The sequence below is a fragment of the Bacillus sp. FSL K6-1218 genome (assembly GCF_038006445.1).
Taxonomy (GTDB): domain Bacteria; phylum Bacillota; class Bacilli; order Bacillales; family Bacillaceae_G; genus Bacillus_A; species Bacillus_A thuringiensis_S.
The window spans coordinates 1975818-1993656 of record NZ_JBBOVE010000001.1; the positions used below are offsets into that span (position 1 = coordinate 1975818).

A 17839-nucleotide genomic window follows, 5' to 3' on the forward strand; every position below is an offset into this window, starting at 1 on the left:
CCCACTGATTATCAGCCCTCACCAATCGGGCTTTTACGGGCAACAGGGCCCCCCGCCTAACTTCTTTGCTTCCGCTGAATTTTGAGATGAGGGTCTTACTGTCCGCAAATAGCGGGATAAATGTATAATAAAAAGCCTGCTTTCACAGGCTTATGTTTTCGTCTATTAGTAACTCCATTACAACACCTACAACTGGACCTTCATCATCAATATCACCATTTAAGCGGAAACCAAATGATTCATATAGTCCCATTGCAAGTTTGTTGTCTGGATGTAAACTTAAGTAAATTATTTTACATTCGAATTTTTCTTGTAAGAATTGAATGAGTAAGCGAAGGAAACGTTTTGCGTATCCTTTTCCTTGATATTGTTGGTCAATCATAAAGCGATCGAGCCATACGCTTTTATGTTTTTCTGAATACCATCCATACATTGCGTATCCTACAAGTGTTTCTCCATCATATAAACCTACTGACGTTCCGTTTCCTTCATATAATGATTCTGCTAAAGAAAACGCGTTACTTTCAATAAATTGTTGCTGATCTTTTGTGACGTTTAAAGCAACTACTGAACGCCAATTTTTTGCTGTTACTTCACAAATGTGAAGATTCATAATTCCAACTCACCTTCTAAATTAATATAGCTTTAAAGCTAATATGGATAATTTTACTTGTTATTTTGGTCAAGTCAAGGATAAATACATAAAAAGGCAGCTGAATACCAGATTCAGCTGCCTAGAAAATATAATGGATTAGTTTATTGCTTCTTTCAATGTGTTTACGTTTTCTTCCATTAAAGTGAAGTAATCTTTATTATTTTTCGCATCATCTTCAGAAATAGTAGCTAAGTGATTTAAGCGTAAAACTTTTGTACCAGTTTCTTTTTGAATTACGGATGCTACTTTTGGAGTAGAGAACGTTTCGAATAAAATATATTTTAGACTATGTTCTTTTACTGTTTTTGTAATGTCAGCAAGCTGCTTTTGAGATGGTTCATCAGAAGCTGAAATTCCAGCGATAGGAATTTGTTTTAGGCCGTATCGTTGTTCCCAGTAACCATAGGCAGCATGAGAAACTAAAATTTCTTTCGTTTTTGCGTTCGCTACAGCTGCCTTAAATTGATCGTCTAAATCAGTAAATTTAGTTTGAAGTGCTGCGAAGTTTTTTTCGAATTCTTGTTTATGTTCAGGTTGTAATTCTACAAGTGCATTTTTAATTTTTTCCGCCTGTTTCATTGCTAGAGTAGGATCTAACCAAACATGCGGGTCTTTATCGTGATGATGTTCATCTTCTTTATGGCCATCTCCATGATCATGATGCTCTTCTTCAGTAGAAGCACGAAGCTCAATACCTTTAGATGCATTTACAATTTTAACATTTTCTTTTTGTAATGTTTTTTCCATTTTTTCAGCAAATGGTTCTAATTCAGCGCCGTTATAAACGAATAAATTAGCTTTTGCAACTTGTACTGTTTGTTTTTGACTTGGTTCAAATGTATGTGAATCTGCACCAGGTGGGTAAATTGCTTCAACATTTACATAGTCGCCACCGATTTTCTTTGCAAAATCAGCGAGTGGGAAAATCGTTGTATAAACTGTTAGCTTTCCATCTTTCTTGGCATTACTTTCTTTTTTATTTGAGCAGCCAGCGAAAATTAAGGTAAAAATAAGTAAGAATGAAAATATAGTCAATCTTTTAGGCATGAAGTTCTCCTCTTTTCTTTTTTACGGATATATTTTCCCCAATTATAGAAGAAAAATATCATTTTAATACAAAACGGAATAATTACGTTTTAGTTTGCGAACTTAGTATAATACATCTTTAATAAAGTTGCAATAAATAATAATCATTCCGATTTGTTTTTGTTATAAAGTTGTCAAATATAAGTGTATTATTTTTGCAAATGCATGCATATGTGACAACGCTGTTTTCATATATTGAAAAGGAGGTTAAAGAGGGGGATGAGCGCTTGGGTTACTTAATGGAAGCTATTTTATTAATATTAGCGGTAGTATTGCCATTATCTTTTGTATTAATTTTTTTAAGAAGATTAATAAGTAATTTAGGGGACGCTACAACAATAACGAAATTACAAGAGAGAGATGAGAAAAAAGAGTGAGTAAAACACTATGCGTACGCATAGTGTTTTACTTGTGGTAAAATAAGAGCAGGAAACTCCTGAAGGTTGTATTTTACTGAAGGAGAGAAAAGTAAAATAAGAGGTATATGCATATATGAATAAGCGAACAGCGTTAATACTTGGTGCAAGTGGTTTAGTTGGACAAGAGATAACGCGTCTATTACTTGAATCAGATTACTATGATTCGGTTACTATTTTTGTAAGAGAGCCAATGCAATGGCAACATGAAAAGTTACAGCAGAAACAAGTTGATTTTTCGGTATTAGAGGAATATAAAGAGTTCTTTGCTGTGGATGATGTTTTTAGTTGCTTAGGAACAACAATAAAAAAAGCAAAAACAAAAGCAAATTTTAAAAAAGTAGATTATGAATATACGTTACGAGCTGCTTGTTTAGCTGAAAAACAAGGGGTACAAAATTTCCTTGTTGTGTCTTCTATGGGAGCGAATCCTAAATCATTTTTCTTTTATTCACAAGTGAAAGGAAGAATGGAAGAAGAATTGCAAAAGTTAGTGATCGGTGGTATTCACATTTTTAGACCATCATTATTAGTAGGAAATCGACAAGAATTTCGTTTCGGCGAACGAATGGCTGAAAAGTTATCTCGTATTATTCCTTTTATCTTTAAAGGGGCTTTCAAAAAGTATAAACCAATTTCAGCTAAAGATGTGGCGAAAGGGATGTATATAACCGCGCTGCGCGAAGAATCTGGTATCCATACTTATAATTCAAATGAAATTCCAACGATAGAATAAATAAAACCGAGAAGAATGACTTCTCGGTTTTATTTATTCGTATGAATTTTTCCTGGTGCTCGCTTATATTGGTGAGGTTCTTGCAATTCAAAGCCAAGTTCATTGGCTGCTATTCTCGGGAAGTACGGGTTGCGAAGTAACTCACGTCCGATGAAAATTAAATCTGCTTCGTTATCATTTAAAATTTGCTCTGCTTGAGATCCAGTCGTAATCAATCCAACTGCACCAGTTGCAATGTTAGCATGCTCTTTAATATGTTTAGCATATTGTACTTGATACCCAGGATAAACATCGATGCGTGCAGGGACAACAGCCCCAGAGCTACAATCAATTAAATCTACTCCTTGTTCTTTCATCCATTTTGTATACTGAACATAATCTTGAACTGTTAACCCGTCAGGATGATAATCATTTGCTGAAATACGGACAAATAACGGTCCGTTCCAAACTTCATTTATCGAGTCAATGATTTCGCGTAAGAAACGATAGCGGTTTTCAGGTGAACCACCATATTCATCAGTCCGCTTATTGGAAAGCGGAGAAAGAAATTCATTAATAAGATAACCGTGAGCACCGTGTATTTCAATAACATCAAATCCGGCTTGTTTTGAACGTAACGCGGCCCTCTGAAAAGCTAATATAGTCTCTTTGATTTGCTGTATATTCATTTCTACGGGTATTTTCATCGTATCATTAAAAGGAATTGCAGAAGGAGCGAAAGCATTCGTATCTAATTCAGCTTTTCTTCCGGCGTGAGCGAGTTGAATGGCAGCTTTTGCACCGTTATCATGTATAAAAGTAGTCGTTTTATGTAAGCCTTCAATTAGGTTGTCATCCCAAATGCCTAAGTCTTTGTTAGAAATTCGTCCTTCAGCTAAAACCGCAGTTGCTTCAACCATAACTAAACCTACTTGGCCAGCAGCGCGAGTTCCATAATGAATGAGATGGAAATTCGTAACGCGGCCATCTTCATTCCCCGATGAATACATACACATAGGCGACATAACGATACGATTTTTTAGTGTAACGTTCTTAATTGTATAAGGTGAAAAAAGCTTGGAATTCATCAAATAGCCCCCTTGATTGAATTTTCTTATATTTTAACATTTTCTTTTTTGTTTCCCTAATAAAACGCTTATACGAAAAATTTTGTTTATTCGTGTTACAATGACTAATATGAACTGAATTGGAGGATGACATATGTACCAGGCTTATTATGAAAGCGAAGTAGGTTTGCTAGAAATTACAGCAAATCAAGAAGGAATTACGTCTGTTATATTTGTTGATGAACGACAAGAAGAGAATAAAAATGAAATGATAGAACAATGTATAAATGAGTTAGATGAATATTTTAAAGGGAAAAGAAAAGAGTTTACGGTCCCGCTGTCTGCGGAGGGAACCGCATTTCAAAAAAATGTATGGGATGCACTTTATACTATTCCGTACGGCGTAAGTGCTTCATATTTAGATATTGCAGAGAAAGTTGGAAATACAAAAGCTGTACGGGCAATAGGAGGGGCAAATAGTCGGAATCCAATTTCAATAATCGTTCCATGTCACCGTGTAATAGGAAAGAGTGGAAAGCTTGTTGGATATGCTGGTGGTTTATGGAGGAAAGAGTGGTTATTAAAACACGAAGGTATTTTGAAATGACGTATGGATGGGAAGAGGGATTGTTTTGAAATGTATAAATTGTGGGCAACCTTGCGAGGAGGAACAGTTAAATTGTACAAGTTGTCAGCGAAACTTGGATAATGAACAAGATGAAGGTAGCTCGTTAATAGATAAAGAACTAGAAGTATATGTAGGGAGACAATATCCATATTACAAAAGGAAATGGGAGCTTGAGAATAAGCGGATTGCTAGGTGGAGCTGGAATGGTTGGGCTGCTATTTTCAATATAGGCTGGCTAGGATATCGTAAGTATTATGTACCAGCTGCTTTATTTATGTTGTTATTAGTAGCGTGTGATGCATTTTCGTATTATATGGGATTTAATGTAGCGTTGCCAATCATTAATATGGTGCCGCTTACGTTTTTATTACTCATTTTTATTCTGTTTGGAATGGGGATTTTTGCAAATGGATTATACTATCAATTTGCGGAAAGACGTATATACCGAATAAAAGCAAGAGAAATAAAAGATAAATCAGTTGAAAACTATCTTATCCATGATAGCGGCGGAACGAGCAAAATGGGAGCGACAATTGTTACTATTTTAGCAGTTGCTAGCATATTTTTTAGTCATTTCTTTTTTCCGACTGACCGAGACGTTATTCAAAAGGTTCGTACCAGCTCGCTTTATGAATATCCTTTCTTTTCAATAGGTGAATCTTTCGAAAATTATTTTCAAAATTCAGGTTGGATATATTATCGTGGAACGGAAGGGTTAGAATTAGTAGAATTCCAAGGATATAACGCCGGAACGCCAAGGCAAAAAGTGGCGATTCAATTTGTTGTCGATTATAAATTGGGTGAAGTGGAACCATACTCACTTACGGTTAATGGTGAATCTAAAAATGAAGAAGAGTTTTTGAAGATGATGGAAGAAATATTTAAGGTCCAAAATCCATTTGATATAGAGGATGGATTACAAGTAAATGCTATTCAAAAAAGCGGCTGGAAAGAAATTTCTGACCGCTTTTTTCTATGTTTGTTAAAATAAATATTTAAAATAATCAGAATCTTTTGTATAATGAAATATATTATATAGGATTTAACTTATACATATAGATTGGGGGAAGGAAGAATGAAGAGAAAGACAACAACAATTGCTGCACTTGCGTTAACGACGAGTGTATTGGTTGCAGGATGTGGGAATGGTGAGAAGGCTTCGACAACGAAGAAAGAATCGAATAAGGGAATGGCAGATAAACAAGTTTTAAATTTGCTAGAAACAGCTGAAATTCCTTCAATGGATACATCTAAATCAACGGATTCTGTATCTTTCCGGGTATTTGTAAATGCAATGGAAGGTTTATATCGTCTAGATAAAGATAATAAACCAACACCAGGCATGGCAAAAGATGTGAAGATTAGTGAAGATAAAAAGACATATACATTTGAATTACGTGATGCGAAATGGTCAAATGGTGATCCAGTTCGAGCACAAGATTTTGTATATGCATGGCAACGTACATTAGATAAAGCAATAGCGGCAGAATATGCATTCATCTTATTTGATGTGAAAAATGCACAGAAAGTAAATAAAGGAGAATTACCATCAGATCAATTGGGGGTTAAAGCGAAGGATGATAAAACGTTGGTAGTAGAATTAGAGCAACCAGCACCTTATTTTCTTGAGCTTACGTCATTCCCTACATTTTTCCCATTAAATGAAAAATATGTGAAAGAGCAAGGAGATAAATATGGATTAGAAGCAGATAAATTATTATATAATGGACCATTTACAATGAGTCAATGGAAACATGAACAAAATTATCAGTTAAAGAAAAATCCTAATTATTGGGATAAAGATACTGTAAAGTTAGACGAAATTAATGTAAGTATTGTGAAGGAAACAAGCACGGGAGTAAATTTATATGATAGTGATCAAGCAGATCGAGTTATTTTAACTTCTGAATTTGTTGATAAATATAAAAAAAATAAACCAGATGAATTTAAAACGAAGTTAGATCCACGCATATATTTCTTGCGTTTTAACCAAAAAAATGCAACATTTAAAAACCAAAAAGTACGTGAAGCAATTGATTTGGCATATGATAAAAAAGGAATTGCTGATGTCATTTTAAATGACGGTTCATTGCCAGCATATTTCTTAGTACCTGAAAAATTCACGACAGGTCCGGATGGAAAAGACTTCCGCTCTGTAAATAAAAACTTCCGTGATAGTAAAGATAATGCAGAGAAAGCAAAAAAATTATGGGAAGAAGCGAAGAAAGAGCTTGGTCAAGATACAATTACGGTTGAATTACTAAACGATGATAACGGTAGCCGTAAAAAAGTAGGCGACTTTATTAAAGAAGAACTAGAGAAAAACTTGCCTGGTATTAAAGTGAATTTGAAACAGCAACCATACAAGCAGAAGCTAGATTTAGAAAAGAAATTCCAATATGAATTCTCATTATCTGCATGGAGCCCTGATTATCCGGATCCAATGACTTATATTGATATGTTTGTTACTGGAAGCTCATTTAATGAAATGGATTATTCTAATCCGAAGTATGATGATTTAGTAGCGAAATCAAAAGGAGAGCTATTAAAAGATGATAAAGCACGCTGGAATGCACTTGCGGAAGCTGAAAAAATCTTAATTGGTCAAGACGCAGCAATTTCTCCTACGTACCAACAAAGTACAGCTTATTTAGAGAAGCCATTTGTAAAAGGTATTGCTAATCATACGTTTGGTGGGGACTTTAGTTATAAATGGGCATATATTACAAAAAAATAGTACAATAAAAGATGAGCGAATCTTCGCTCATCTTTTATTGTATAAGGAGGAATTATAGTTGTTAAGGGGAATCAATCATATTTGTTTTTCGGTATCTAATTTAGAAAACTCTATTATGTTTTATGAAAAAGTATTAGAAGGAGAATTATTAGTTAAAGGGAGGAAATTGGCGTATTTTAACATATGTGGAGTATGGATAGCGCTTAATGAAGAGACACATATTCCGAGAAATGAGATTCATCAATCTTATACGCACATTGCATTTTCTGTTGAACAAGAAGACTTTGAATATCTAATACAGCGATTAGAAGAAAATGATGTTCATATTTTAAAAGGAAGAGAACGTGATGTCAGAGATTGCGAATCTATATACTTTGTTGATCCTGACGGTCATAAATTTGAGTTTCACTCAGGGACACTGCAAGATCGTTTAAATTATTATAGAGATGAGAAACCTCATATGACATTTTATTAGGGAGGGATAGCATTTGCATGCACTTGTAATTGGTGGAACAGGAATGCTAAAGAGAGTTTCTATGTGGCTTTGTGAGCAAGGGTTTCATGTTTCTATTATCGGGCGAGATGAAGTGAAATTAGAAAATGTTAAGCGGATGAGTTCTACACCAGAAAATATTACATGCCTTTCGTTAGATTATCATAATGATGAAGATGTAAAGCTAGCTATTAAAAGTACAGTTGAGAAAAATGGCCCAATCACATTAGTTGTTGCATGGGTACACTCAAGTGCAAAGCATGCACTATCAAATATTTGTAAAGAACTAGATTTATCGTCTAAAACATATAGTTTATTTCATATTTTAGGTAGTAAAGCATCACGTATGACTGCACAAAAAATAGGGAGTACGCGATGTAGTTATCATAGAATTATTTTAGGTTTTATTTTAGAAGATACATATGGAAGATGGCTTACTCATGAAGAGATAGCTGATGGAGTTATAAAAGGGATTGAAAGTAAACGAGCGGAGTGGATTGTAGGGAGAGCTGAACCGTGGGAATTACGACCGAAATGGTGAGGGGGAGTAAGAAATGAAAACAACTATATATGTAACAAGGCATGGTGAAACAGAGTGGAATGTAGCGAAGCGAATGCAAGGACGGAAAAATTCTGCTTTAACTGAAAATGGTATAGTTCAGGCGAAACAATTAGGGAATCGAATGAAATATTTACCAATTCATGCGATCTATAGTAGTCCGAGCGAAAGAACACTTCATACGGCAGAGTTAATAAAAGGAGAACGCGATATACCCATTATAGCGGATGAGCATTTCTATGAAATCAACATGGGCATATGGGAAGGACAAACAATCGCGGATATAGAAAAGCTATTTCCAGAAGAAGTACATCTATTTTGGAATGAGCCACATCTTTTTCAGTCAACATCAGGAGAAAATTTTGAGGCTGTTCATAAAAGAGTAATGGAGGGGATGCAGCTTCTTTTAGAAAAACATAGAGGAGAAAACATATTGATTGTTTCTCATGCGGCAGCAGCAAAATTACTTGTAGGGCATTTTGCGGGAATTGAAATAGAAAATGTGTGGGATGATCCATTTATGCATAGTGCCAGTTTGAGCATAATAGAATTTGAAGAGGGTAATGGTAAAGTGAAACAATTTGCAGATATAAGTCACTTTCAATAAATGTAAAAAAGGCCGCAAAACGGCCTTTTTTGGGTGGTATAAAAACTAGCAGTTACGTTTTTTATACCAGAAGTGATCGAATTTCTTATTTTTGCAAGATGGGAATTTATGTCCGCTATCGTGACAGTCTTTACCATGATCCCATGAATCATCGCAAGAGTGACCGTGTCTGTTAGGGAAGAATTCGCATTTTTTACAGAAACTTCGTTTTGTCCAGAAAAATTTCTTTTCAAAGCGTATGCATTTTGTGACGAAAGTACAATGTTTTCTGCGAGTGCGTTTTGTAACTAAAACGCATTCTTTTCTACGCGTCACTTTCGTAACGAACGTCCATTTTTGAACACGTACACGAGTACATTTTGTAACAAATGTCCATTTTTTTACATGCGTACATTTTGTAACGAAAGTACAATGTTTCACGCGAGTACATCTTGTTCTTGGACATTTACGCCCTGTAGTACATTTACATTCTGTAGTACATTTATGATGAGAGAATTTATCATCATCGCATTCAAAAGTACTTGGATCTTGGTGTAAGAAATCCTCCATCCCAGCACTTTTGATTTCTTCAACAGCTTTTCTAATATCACGTTTCATAGAAATCCTCCTTATCATGTATTAAGTTGAAAAGGTATTCTTTTTCCTTAACATGATATGAGAGATGAAGTCTTTCTGAACAAGACAAGAGTGTAATTTTCTATAAATAGATGATAGCGGATGTATGGACAAGACAAGGCGCATACATTGAAGGAAGAGAACTGAGAAGGGATGAGAAAACATGCTGCCTTCATATGATTTTTTTGTTCATCCAATGTACTTAGTGGAATTGAAAAAAGACATTTGGTCAGATAGTCCAGTGCCAGCAAAATTAACTTATGGAAAAAAGAAATATGACATTGATATCGTATACCGAGGAGCTCATATTCGTGAGTTTGAGAAAAAATCTTATCATGTTATGTTTTATAAACCAAAAAGATTTCAAGGTGCGAAAGAGTTTCATTTGAATTCTGAGTTTATGGATCCGTCTCTCATAAGAAATAAATTATCACTAGACTTCTTTCATGATATTGGTGTACTTTCGCCAAAATCACAACATGTATTCATAAAAATTAATGGTCAAATTCAAGGTGTGTATTTACAGTTAGAATCAGTTGACGAAAACTTTTTGAAAAATAGAGGATTACCGAGTGGTTCTATTTATTATGCGATAGATGATGATGCGAATTTTTCATTAATGAGTGAACGAGATAAAGATGTTAAGACAGAGCTCTTTGCGGGTTATGAATTTAAATATTCGAATAAAAATAGTGAAGAACAACTGAGTGAATTTGTATTTCAAGCGAATACTTTGACGAGGGAAGTCTATGAAAAAGAGATTGGGAAGTTTCTACATGTAGATAAATATTTACGATGGTTAGCAGGAGTTATTTTTACGCAAAACTTTGATGGTTTTGTTCATAACTATGCACTATATCATAACGATGAAACAAATTTATTTGAAGTTATACCGTGGGATTATGATGCGACTTGGGGGCGAGATGTACAAGGGAGACCGCTTAATCATGAATATATTCGCATTCAAGGGTATAACACGTTAAGTGCAAGATTGTTAGACATACCTGTATTTAGAAAGCAGTATCGAAGTATTTTAGAAGAAATATTAGAAGACCAATTTACAATTTCGTTTATGAGGCCAAAAGTAGAAGGGTTGTGTGAATTGATTCGTCCATATTTACTACAAGATCCATATATGAAAGAAAAACTAGAAACATTTGATCAAGAGGCTGATATGATTTATGAATATATAAATAAAAGAAGAAAGTATATACAAGACCACTTACATGAATTGGATTAATTTTGAAAGAGATTGAAACGTTATCAATCTCTTTTTTTTGTATAATAAAGATGTATCAATAAAAATGAAGTAATATATTTGATAGAGAATGGGGATGCGGATATATGAGGATTAAATGGATTGATTGGGTAAAACAAATACAATCTATAGCTCAAGCAGGTTTAACGTATTCTAAGGATGTGTATGATATTGAGCGTTTCCAGCAATTACGGGATATTTCTATTTCAATGATGTCACATTACACGAAAACAGATTGGGAAGTCGTAGAGGAATTATTTGCAAGTGAGACAGGCTATCAAACACCTAAAGTTGATATAAGAGCGGTTGTTTTTCAAAATGAAAAGTTATTATTTGTGAAAGAAAAAAGCGATGGGAAATGGGCATTGCCAGGTGGATGGGCTGATGTCGGTTATACGCCAACCGAAGTTGCAGCAAAAGAGGTTGGCGAAGAGACAGGTTATGAGGTAGATCATTTTAAGTTACTAGCTATATTTGATAAAGAAAAACATCAACCATCTCCATCGGCGACGCATGTATATAAGATTTTCATTGGATGCGAGATTATTGGTGGAGAAAAGAAAACTAGCATTGAAACAGAAGAGGTGGAGTTTTTTGGTGAAAATGAATTGCCTAATTTATCAATTGCTAGAAATACAGAAGAACAAATTAAAGAGATGTTTGCCTACATGAAAGACCCGCAGAAAGAGAAATTAATAGATTAATCCTGTTTGAATTGTACATATTGTTAAAATGAAGATATTGGCAGATTGCAGCCTTTATGTAATAATGGGATGGTATGTGAAGAAAAAAGGAGATAAAAAAGAACATGTTAGCAAACATAATAGATCAGTTATTGCAATTTTTTGCAAGCTTAGGTTACTTTGGAGTAGCTCTTGCTTTAATGATTGAAGTAATCCCAAGTGAAATTGTACTTTCGTATGCTGGCTTTTTAGTAGCGAATGGTAAAATTAGTTTTGTTGGTGCAGTTATCGCCGGAACGATTGGTGGTACTTTAGCACAAATCTTTTTATACTGGCTTGGATACTACGGAGGGCGTCCGGTTGTAGAGAAATATGGGAAATATCTACTTATTAATAAACATCATTTAGACATAGCGGAAGGTTGGTTTAAGCGTTATGGAGCAGGCGTAATATTTTCTGCGCGCTTTATCCCAGTAGTACGTCATGCGATCTCTATTCCAGCAGGACTAGCTAAGATGCCATTAAAACTATTTACACTTTATACGGTTGTAGCGATCATTCCATGGTCAATTCTATTTATATACTTAGGTGAAAAACTTGGTGGGAATTGGCGACAAATTAAAGAGTATGCATCTGATTACACACATTACATAATTATAGGAGCTGTTCTTTTTATTGCTCTATACTTTGGTTTAAAGTATTTCAAAAAGAAAAAAGCATCGCGTTAAAGTCAATGATTTTTCATTGGCTTTTTTTATTTGTTTCGGCAAGAAGGCTCCATCTGATTTGTGTTACGGGTGAAACCCAACAATTCAGGGGGAGATGAATTGCCGTCAGAAGGTAGTCTGAACTCTTATGTTTCTTTTTGTCTTACGATACAATCTGCCCTTAGATAAGGAGGGAATATCTCTTAAGATAACGAAATTGGATAACAATCATCATTTGGTTACTTGCACCAAAAGTAATTAATAAGTTTAATGAACTCTCTAAGAAAGGTGGTGAAAACAATGGCTAGAAAGAAAGCAGTGAAAGTATTACGGAAACAAAAGAAAAGAGAAACCATGCAACGATTCACGCAGAAACAAAATATCGGACGAGCTTGCCTTACTGCAAAAGAATTTCGCTTACTACAACGCATGTCACATAGTTCAAAAGCATTACGAAATGTTGGATTGTACACGATTAAACAAAGTTATTTGAACCATAATAAAATGGCTACTGTAAAAGAAGTGGATACTGCCATGCAAACCGATAGGAACTACTGGGGCATGCAATCAAACTCTGTTCAAGCGATTCGTAGAGCCTTATTTACAGAGGTAAAAAGCTTTTTTAAAGCAATGGAACAGTGGAGGGAAAATCCTGAGAAGTTCACAGGGCGTCCTAAATTTCCAAATTATTCTCGTTCAATTGACAAACGAATCATTGAAATCTATCAAGTTCCAAAAGTGGATGATAACGGGTATTGGAAAATCCCGATGAATGTTGCATTCAGAAAAAAATTCGGTTCCATTAAAATATGTATGCCTAAAAACTTAAGAAATAAAAAAATCTCCTACATTGAGATTGTACCGAAGCAAAAAGGTCGGTTCTTTGAGGTGCATTACACATATGAAATGCATGTTTCTCAAATGAAGAAACCATCCACGACTACGAGTAACGCTTTGAGTTGCGATTTAGGTGTAGATCGGTTATTAAGTTGCGTAACAAATACAGGTGATGCATTTTTAATTGATGGGAAAAAATTGAAATCCATTAACCAGTACTTCAACAAAATGATACGTAATCTCCAACAGAAAAATGTGGAAAACGGACTTTCAAAACGTGTTGTAACGAATAAAATGGCTGCACTTTGGCATAAACGAGAACGACAAATCAATGGTTACATTTCACAAACGGTAGGCTTGTTGTTCAAAAAAGTGAAAGCATTCGATATAGATACGATTGTCGTAGGGTATAACACGGGTTGGAAACAAAAATCTGATATGGGAAAAAAGAATAATCAAAAGTTTGTTCAAATTCCATTTCATAAACTGATGGCAGCAATTGAGAATAAATGTGTAAAAGAAGGTATACGATTTTTAAAACAAGAAGAAAGCTATACTTCAAAAGCTAGTTTTCTTGATAAAGATCCGGTTCCAGTTTGGTCTAAGGATGATAGTGCGTATTATCGCTTTAGTGGAAAACGAATCACTCGTGGTCTGTACCAAAGTAAAGCAGGAATATGTATCCACGCTGATATTAATGGTGCATTGAATACATTGCAAAAATCAAAAGTTGTAGAATGGGATGACAATCTCAAAGTGAAAACACCGATTCTATTAGAAGTGCAAAAACGTAAGGCTGTTGCTTCGCGCATAGCTTAGTGGGTGTGTCAACCATCCATGTGTACTCGACTTGTCGGGGCTTGTAGCACACGCCGGATTCATCTGAGTGGTGGCTTCTTCTGCAAGGAAGAGTTGCTCTTTTTCGAAAGGGTGGTGCAAGTGGGAAATAATCGTTCGTTACCAGTACTAATCAAAAACTTACTTGGGGTGTTACCGTAAGGTGGCATGAATGCTAGAGCGTCAAACTGTCTATCGATAGACGAAAAGACCTAGCGTTCTAACTCAAGCCCCCACTGAAACGCTTCATCTCAGTGGGGGTAGTTGACTTGTTTCGGTTCTAAAAAAAAAGAGTTGTCCATAATGTATAATAATAAAGCGTAGCGGAGGAATGTGATGAAAGGGTCACCGTTTATACGTGGAACAATATTTTTAACGATGGCAACGATGATATCAAAAATGTTAGGGTTTATATATGTTATACCATTTACAGCGATGGTCGGTACGAGTGGTTACGTTCTATACACATATGCATATCGTCCTTATACCATCATGCTCAGCATAGCAACAATGGGATTACCGCTAGCTGTTTCAAAGATGGTATCAAAATATGATCAACTGAATGACTATCATACGGTTAAGAGAGTATTGAAAAGTGGAATTGTGTTTATGTTTATAATGGGAGTAATTTCGTGTATTGCTTTATATATGCTAGCTCCACATTTAGCTAAACTTGTAATCGATGGGAATGATCAAACGGGGAATAGTGTAGCAGCGGTTACAAATAATATTCAAATTGTAAGTTTTGCGTTAATACTTGTACCAGTAATGAGCTTGTTAAGGGGTTTTTTTCAAGGATTTCAGTCAATGGGACCTTCTGCATTAAGCGTAGTTGTGGAGCAATTTTTTCGCGTCTTAACCATTTTGATAGGAAGCTTTGTCGTTTTATATGTTTTAAAAGCGTCTGTTTCATTAGCGGTTGGTATTTCAACGTTCGGTGCATTTATGGGAGCTGTAGGTGGATTAACTGTTTTAAGTGCATATTACATAAGAAGGAGAAGGCATTTAAAGAAAAAAGAGATGGCAAGTATACCACAAACAACAAAATCCTTTTTCTCATTGTATAAGGAGCTCTTTACATATTCTATTCCTTTTGTTGTGGTGGGCTTAGCAATTCCGTTGTATCAGACGATTGATACATTTACAATTAATAAACTACTTATACAAATAGGGTATATGCAAGGAGAAGCGGAAAAAATTAATGCGATAATTGGTCTTGTTCAAATGGTTGTGCTCATCCCGGTATCCGTTGCGACAGCTTTTAGTATGTCTCTCGTACCAGAGATGACGAAAGCTTACACAGCAGGAAATACGAAGCTATTGTACAAACATTTTACGAGAACAAATGTATTAGTAGTAGCGATTACGGTACCGGCGGCAATTGGAATGATGGTGTTAGCCAAGCCTGTATATACTCTTTTATTCGGTGCTGGAAATGATCCAGAGATGGGGAGAATCATTTTACAGTATTATGCTCCTGCTTGCATATTATTTTCTCTTTTTACAGTAACGGCTGCTATGCTACAAGGAATCAATCAACAGCAGAAGACGGTGCTAGGACTAGTGATTGGAATTATTGTGAAGATAGTTTTAAATATTGTATTGCTTCCGTATTTCGATTATGTAAGTTTTATCATTTCAACATACGCGGGCTATACGATTTCAGTCGGGTTTAACTTGTGGATGCTTTCTAAATATGTTATAAAGGCAACATAAGCTTTTAAGGCAGAGAGCACTCTGTCTTTTTCTATGTTTATAATATTTTTCTTATAAAAACGTTTTCAAAATAATTTTTCTATTGAATTTTAAACGTATGTTTCATATGCTGAGAATGGCGGTTTAAAAACTGTGATTTAAGAGAGGTAGATTCCTACATGTAAAAAGAATCGGGGTGATAGTATGTTAAATATATATTTAACAGACCGAAACGGAAAACTACAAGAGATTGAGGAAATGCAAAAGGGGTGCTGGATTAATGTACTTCATCCAACAGAAGAAGAAATTCAATATCTAGTACAAACTTTAAATGTAGACTTAGATTTCATTAAAGACCCTTTGGATGATGAAGAACGCTCTCGTATTGAAAAGGAAGACAATAATACTTTAATTATCGTGGATATTCCGACAGTTAGACATGACGAAGAAGGAAATTCGATTTATGACACGATTCCAATAGGTATGATTGTGATGCCAGATTGTTTTGTTACAATCTGCTTAGAAGAGAATCCAATTTTTGAACGTTTTATTAATCAACGTATTAAAGAATTTTATACGTTTAAGAAGACGCGCTTTGCACTTCAGCTCTTATATACGATTTCTACTTATTATTTAAGATACTTAAAGCAAATAAATCGAAAAACAATTGATTTAGAGCATCAATTAAATCAGTCAATGAAAAATAAAGAGATTTTCACATTATTAGGCCTTGAGAAAAGTTTAGTATACTTTACAACGTCATTAAAGGCTAATAAAATTGTAATTCAAAAGTTAATGCGTAATAGTACATTTTTAAAAATGTATGAAGACGATCAAGATTTATTAGAAGATGTATTAATTGAAAATAAACAGGCTATTGAAATGGCGGAAATATATAGTCACATTTTAAGTGGAATGATGAATACTTTTAGCTCCGTTATATCAAATAATTTAAATAGTGTTATGAAACTGTTAACGTCAATTACGATCATTTTATCTTTACCGACGATGGTTTCTAGTTTCTTTGGAATGAACGTAAAGGTTCCGTTTGAAGGGGAAGCCCACGGTTTTGTAATTGTACTCATCATATGTGTAACACTATCTTTCACGTTAGCTTTTGTTTTTTGGAAGAAACGTTACTTTTAACGATAAAAAAGCTGCTCTAGCATAGTTATATAACTACGCTAGAGCAGCTTTTTTGCTATGAAATCTCAAATTTTGAATAGAATATAACTTGTACAATGTAATGTATATAAAGGGTATGTATTCCATATAAACCTTGTCCAATTAATGAAATGGGGTTAAAATTACATATTGTTAATGAAAAGTTGGAGGAAATACATCATGGAATTGTTTCAATTACCGAAAGCATTCCTGCAAATGAATACAATTTTTATCTCCATATTGATCGAAGCACTTCCTTTCGTGCTCATTGGTGTATTTATTTCAGGATTTATTCAAATGTTCGTGACAGAAGATATGGTAGCAAAATGGATGCCGAAAAACCGATTTCTGTCTGTTTTAGTAGCTACTTTTTTAGGGATGTTGTTTCCAGGTTGTGAATGTGGAATCGTTCCGATTGTAAGACGATTAATCGGAAAAGGGGTTCCGCCATATGCGGGGATTGCATTTATGTTAACTGGGCCAATTATTAATCCAGTTGTTTTATTTGCAACATACGTTGCCTTTGGAAGTAGTATGCACATGGTATGGTATCGTTCTATTGTAGCGATTATTGTAGCAATTATCGTTGGAATTATATTATCATTTATGTTTAAAGAACATCAATTAAGAGATGATCACTTCCCAGAAGTGAATCATAAGCGTCCATTACGTAAAAAAATGTGGGATGTATGTACGCATGCTGTTGAAGAATTTTTCTCGATGGGAAAATATTTAGTATTAGGTGCGTTAATTGCAGCTGCAGTTCAAACGTTCGTACAAACTTCAACACTTCTTGCTATAGGACAAGGGCCGTTCTCTTCACCAGCTGTTATGATGGGACTTGCTTATATATTATCACTTTGTTCAGAAGCGGATGCGTTTATTGCTTCATCATTCCAAAGTACATTTTCAACAGCATCACTTGTCGCGTTCCTTGTTTATGGACCGATGGTGGATATTAAAAATATGTTTATGATGCTTGCGACATTTAAAACGAAATTTGTAATTGTCGTTACAGTTACAGTTACACTCGTTGTTTATGCAAGCTCACTACTCATTTATGCGATGGGGTGGTAGGTT

General features: G+C 34.8%; 19 protein-coding genes. 15 read left to right on the forward strand and 4 right to left on the reverse strand.

Features of this window, described 5'->3' with window-relative positions; translation table 11 throughout:
- Nucleotides 1-142: 142 nt before the first annotated feature.
- On the reverse strand, nt 143-613 hold the full coding sequence (locus MHI26_RS10160) for a GNAT family N-acetyltransferase (RefSeq protein WP_001048683.1): 471 nt from the start codon (nt 611-613) through the stop codon (nt 143-145).
- A gap of 138 nt (nt 614-751) precedes the next feature.
- Nucleotides 752-1702 (reverse strand): metal ABC transporter substrate-binding protein, encoded by a 951-nt coding sequence (locus MHI26_RS10165; protein ID WP_001126156.1) that lies wholly within the window; start codon nt 1700-1702, stop codon nt 752-754.
- A 266-nt stretch (nt 1703-1968) separates the two neighbouring features.
- Here MHI26_RS10165 and MHI26_RS10170 point away from each other — a divergent pair, with 266 nt between their 5' ends.
- Nucleotides 1969-2118, forward strand: a complete 150-nt coding sequence (locus MHI26_RS10170; protein WP_000540932.1) for a hypothetical protein — start codon at nt 1969-1971, stop codon at nt 2116-2118.
- Between the two features lie 115 nt (nt 2119-2233).
- Nucleotides 2234-2893 (forward strand): oxidoreductase, encoded by a 660-nt coding sequence (locus MHI26_RS10175; protein WP_001042739.1) that lies wholly within the window; start codon nt 2234-2236, stop codon nt 2891-2893.
- A gap of 29 nt (nt 2894-2922) precedes the next feature.
- On the opposite strand, the gene namA is transcribed toward MHI26_RS10175, so the two are convergent.
- On the reverse strand, nt 2923-3960 hold the full coding sequence (gene namA, locus MHI26_RS10180; RefSeq protein WP_001086169.1) for an NADPH dehydrogenase NamA: 1038 nt from the start codon (nt 3958-3960) through the stop codon (nt 2923-2925).
- 133 nt (nt 3961-4093) lie between these two features.
- Between namA and MHI26_RS10185 the strand changes: the two genes are divergently transcribed.
- The 6 genes from MHI26_RS10185 to MHI26_RS10210 all read left to right on the forward strand — a co-directional run bounded on the left by MHI26_RS10185 (nt 4094) and on the right by MHI26_RS10210 (nt 8963).
- On the forward strand, nt 4094-4546 hold the full coding sequence (locus MHI26_RS10185) for a methylated-DNA--[protein]-cysteine S-methyltransferase (RefSeq protein ID WP_000283913.1): 453 nt from the start codon (nt 4094-4096) through the stop codon (nt 4544-4546).
- Between the two features lie 7 nt (nt 4547-4553).
- Nucleotides 4554-5558 carry a DUF2628 domain-containing protein gene (locus MHI26_RS10190; protein ID WP_080546805.1) on the forward strand — a complete coding sequence of 335 codons (1005 nt, stop codon included), beginning with the start codon at nt 4554-4556 and terminating at the stop codon, nt 5556-5558.
- A gap of 84 nt (nt 5559-5642) precedes the next feature.
- Nucleotides 5643-7304, forward strand: a complete 1662-nt coding sequence (locus MHI26_RS10195) for a peptide ABC transporter substrate-binding protein (protein WP_061667472.1) — start codon at nt 5643-5645, stop codon at nt 7302-7304.
- Nucleotides 7305-7362: 58 nt separating this feature from the next.
- On the forward strand, nt 7363-7779 hold the full coding sequence (gene fosB, locus MHI26_RS10200) for a FosBx1 family fosfomycin resistance bacillithiol transferase (RefSeq protein WP_000943764.1): 417 nt from the start codon (nt 7363-7365) through the stop codon (nt 7777-7779).
- A gap of 13 nt (nt 7780-7792) precedes the next feature.
- Complete coding sequence (locus MHI26_RS10205; protein WP_000543155.1) at nt 7793-8338, forward strand: short-chain dehydrogenase; 546 nt, start codon at nt 7793-7795, stop codon at nt 8336-8338.
- A 13-nt stretch (nt 8339-8351) separates the two neighbouring features.
- The gene (locus MHI26_RS10210) at nt 8352-8963 is read left to right on the forward strand and encodes a phosphoserine phosphatase 1 (RefSeq protein ID WP_000858836.1); all 612 of its coding nucleotides are present in this window, start codon (nt 8352-8354) and stop codon (nt 8961-8963) included.
- Between the two features lie 45 nt (nt 8964-9008).
- Here MHI26_RS10210 and exsB read toward each other — a convergent pair whose 3' ends face one another.
- Nucleotides 9009-9560, reverse strand: coding sequence for an exosporium protein ExsB (exsB, locus tag MHI26_RS10215; RefSeq protein ID WP_000817490.1), 552 nt, complete (start codon nt 9558-9560; stop codon nt 9009-9011).
- Between the two features lie 181 nt (nt 9561-9741).
- Between exsB and cotH the strand changes: the two genes are divergently transcribed.
- The 7 genes from cotH (at nt 9742) to MHI26_RS10250 (ending at nt 17836) form a co-directional block, all read left to right on the forward strand.
- Complete coding sequence (cotH, locus tag MHI26_RS10220; protein ID WP_000938006.1) at nt 9742-10818, forward strand: spore coat protein CotH; 1077 nt, start codon at nt 9742-9744, stop codon at nt 10816-10818.
- A gap of 104 nt (nt 10819-10922) precedes the next feature.
- Nucleotides 10923-11540, forward strand: a complete 618-nt coding sequence (locus tag MHI26_RS10225; RefSeq protein ID WP_061667473.1) for an NUDIX hydrolase N-terminal domain-containing protein — start codon at nt 10923-10925, stop codon at nt 11538-11540.
- Between the two features lie 104 nt (nt 11541-11644).
- Nucleotides 11645-12247 carry a DedA family protein gene (locus MHI26_RS10230; RefSeq protein WP_061667474.1) on the forward strand — a complete coding sequence of 201 codons (603 nt, stop codon included), beginning with the start codon at nt 11645-11647 and terminating at the stop codon, nt 12245-12247.
- Between the two features lie 279 nt (nt 12248-12526).
- Nucleotides 12527-13882 (forward strand): RNA-guided endonuclease TnpB family protein, encoded by a 1356-nt coding sequence (locus MHI26_RS10235; RefSeq protein WP_061667475.1) that lies wholly within the window; start codon nt 12527-12529, stop codon nt 13880-13882.
- A gap of 354 nt (nt 13883-14236) precedes the next feature.
- Nucleotides 14237-15616 (forward strand): putative polysaccharide biosynthesis protein, encoded by a 1380-nt coding sequence (locus MHI26_RS10240; protein ID WP_000678848.1) that lies wholly within the window; start codon nt 14237-14239, stop codon nt 15614-15616.
- A 183-nt stretch (nt 15617-15799) separates the two neighbouring features.
- On the forward strand, nt 15800-16741 hold the full coding sequence (locus MHI26_RS10245; protein WP_000932389.1) for a magnesium transporter CorA family protein: 942 nt from the start codon (nt 15800-15802) through the stop codon (nt 16739-16741).
- A gap of 198 nt (nt 16742-16939) precedes the next feature.
- Nucleotides 16940-17836: a permease gene (locus MHI26_RS10250; protein WP_061667476.1), complete on the forward strand. Its 897-nt coding sequence runs from the start codon at nt 16940-16942 to the stop codon at nt 17834-17836.
- The last annotated feature ends 3 nt before the right edge of the window (nt 17837-17839 follow it).